A 2481-nucleotide genomic window follows, 5' to 3' on the forward strand; every position below is an offset into this window, starting at 1 on the left:
GGTCTTCGTTGATCCCGCGTACACGTCGCAGACGTGCGCCGAGTGCGGCCACGTCGACAAGCGGAACCGTGTCGGCCAGGGTCTTTTCATCTGCCCAAGATGCGGGGTCGTTGCCCACGCCGACCGGAATGCTTCCCGCAACATCGCCACGCGTGTCGAGAGCGTGCGGAATGCGGGGCATGAGTCACGCGTCCCTGCCGCCCCATAGGAGTGTCTGGATGGAAGAGCCAACCCAGCGGCCAGTTGGGCGCTACCGTCAAGCCCGATCCTTCAGGGCCGGGTCAAGTTGACCAACGACGCGCTTGGCTCATCGAGGCCGGCGTGAGGCCTGCCCGGTCGTCGAGGCGTGCTTCGTCACGGGCGCCGTAGCTTGACGGCCAGGAAGTGAGGCTGTTGATGGGTCTTGTCATATCGGCGGATATCGACGAGTCGGGCCTCCTGCGTGGCGCGTGGTTCCGTCAGCTTTTCCAGCGCGAACCCAGCACCGAGCAGCTCTTGGAGGAACTGCTCCAGCGTCATCCGCCAGTGGTTGAGGGCGAATCCATCGCCGAACGGAAGCTCCACCCGCTCACTGGCGAAGTAGGAACCGCCGAAGTAGTTCCAGTCGCCGGTGGGGTGGGTGGTGGAGACAAGTAGCGTTCCTCCTGGTCGCAGAACGCGACGGAGTTCTGCGAGCAGTTGGCCACGTGCGTCGATGTGGTGGTAGACGAGGGCCATCACGGCCAGGTCGAACGATTGGTCCGCCAAGAAGGACAGCGGCTCCTCCAAGTCGTGCCGGTGCAGGACAGCTTTGTCTTCGAGCCGCTCCTGCGCGGCCCGCAGCAGGGTCTCGCTGCCTTCGACGCCGACAACCTGCCCTGCCCCCATCCGCAGTAGTTCGGCGGCGTAGTGCCCGGCCCCGCATCCGAGATCCAGCACCCGTAGGCTGCTCACATCACCGGCGAGTTCGAGCATGGCCGGTCGGTCGGTGTGGGCGTTGTAGGCGCTGTTCGTGGCATGGAGAGCGAACTGCCTGCCCATCTCACCGTGATATGCGGTATCGGCTGTCATTGAAGAATTTTCGCAGGAGCCATAGCTATCTGACCATGCAGTTCTGAGCGTAGCGGTCACGGCGGGCGGGGGCTTGGACAGGCACTCAGGTCAGGGCTTCAGCGTAGTCGGATGGTGTCCGGTTTATGACGGTCTGTTGGGTGGGAAGCCCTGGGAGTCACGAACGGGGACGTGCATCTGCTGGATCCGCTGGCCCCGATTTTACGTCGTGATCGAAGGCGTCCGGTACGAGGTCGAGCCCGCCATGGTCGTGTCCCTTGTCGTGGTGTAGCCGATCAATCGGCCGTTGTGTTGGTGGTGTTGGGTAGTTTGGGGGCGCTTTCGGGGAGCTCGGCGGGGTAGATCTGGTCCATGCTCTCCTCGGGGAGGTAACGGCGGGGGAAGGCGATCCACTCGTCGTGCATCTCGAAGAGCACGGCGGTGACCAGCCGCAGTAGCGAGTCGTCGTTGGGGAAGACCTGGACGACGTCGACGCGACACTTGATTTCCCGGTTGACCCGCTCCAGCGGATTTGTGGACTGGATCTTCTTCCAGTGCCGTTCCGGGAAGGCCGCGAAGGCCGTCAGATCGTCCTTGGCTTCCAGGAGCATCCGCTTGACCTGCGGGAACTGTGCGCCGAGCATGTCGGCGACCGTGTCGAGCTGGCCGCGGACGGCGTCCTGGTCAGGCTGGGCGAAGATGGTGCGGATGGTGGCGGCGACCATCTCGGCGGCGTCCTTCGGGATCACGCCGAAGACGTTGCGCAGGAAGTGCACCCGGCACCGCTGGTAGGAGGCGCCGATCATCACCTTGCGGATCGCCTTGACCTGTGATGTGTCCGCTCCCGCCCGCGGGTACTTGCTGGACAACGCGCGCGCCGAGGCGGGCGAGCAATCCGTTTGGCTGGCCGAGCTGTTCGACGGTGTGACGCTCGGGCACTTGGATCGACTGGGGGTTAGGGCTGGCTCGCGCTACTGGGAAGTGGGGGCTGGTGGCCCCGGTATCCCGGAGGCGCTCGCGGTGGCCGTCGGTCCGACCGGGCACGTGCTGGCCACGGACTCCGTCGTGGCTGATGGCAGGCGGCGGGTACGAGGTGCGCCAGCACGACGTCGCCGCTGATCCGCCCCCGGAGCCGGGGACGTTCGATCTGGTGCACGCCCGGCTCGTGCTGGTCCATGTACCCGACCGGGCTCGTGCGTTGGCCACGACGGCGGCAGCGCTACGGCCCGGCGGCTGGCTGCTGGTCGAGGACGCCGATACCGCTCTGCAGCCACTGGCATGCCTGGACGACAGCAGTCCTGCGCAGCGGCAGGCCAACCGGCTGCGCGACGCGGTCCGGGAGCTGCTGACGCGCCGCCTTGGCCACAGATGCTCGCGTCCACTGTGCAGTTCTCAAACAACGACCAGCCACCCGTCACACACCACTCACGCGATGCTTCACCGGGGCCGGCG

The 2481-nt window shown here is 65.9% G+C and carries 2 protein-coding genes and 2 pseudogenes; 2 read left to right on the forward strand and 2 right to left on the reverse strand.

Annotation, left to right across the window (positions count from 1 at the left end):
- A partial coding sequence (locus AB0N17_RS46110) for a transposase (RefSeq protein ID WP_366017654.1) occupies positions 1 to 208 on the forward strand: 208 nt, incomplete at its 5' end.
- Between the two features lie 146 nt (positions 209 to 354).
- Here the strand turns inward: AB0N17_RS46110 and AB0N17_RS46115 are convergent.
- Together AB0N17_RS46115 and AB0N17_RS46120 are read right to left on the reverse strand one after the other, a co-directional pair.
- Positions 355 to 1050: a class I SAM-dependent methyltransferase gene (locus AB0N17_RS46115; RefSeq protein ID WP_366017655.1), complete on the reverse strand. Its 696-nt coding sequence runs from the start codon at positions 1048 to 1050 to the stop codon at positions 355 to 357.
- A gap of 275 nt (positions 1051 to 1325) precedes the next feature.
- A pseudogene (locus tag AB0N17_RS46120) lies at positions 1326 to 1850 on the reverse strand (transposase); the annotation flags it as partial.
- Position 1851: 1 nt separating this feature from the next.
- Between AB0N17_RS46120 and AB0N17_RS46125 the strand changes: the two are divergent.
- Positions 1852 to 2356: pseudogene (locus AB0N17_RS46125) on the forward strand (methyltransferase domain-containing protein); the annotation flags it as partial.
- Positions 2357 to 2481: the final 125 nt, after the last annotated feature.

Source organism: Streptomyces sp. NPDC051133, assembly GCF_040682635.1.
GTDB lineage: Bacteria > Actinomycetota > Actinomycetes > Streptomycetales > Streptomycetaceae > Streptomyces.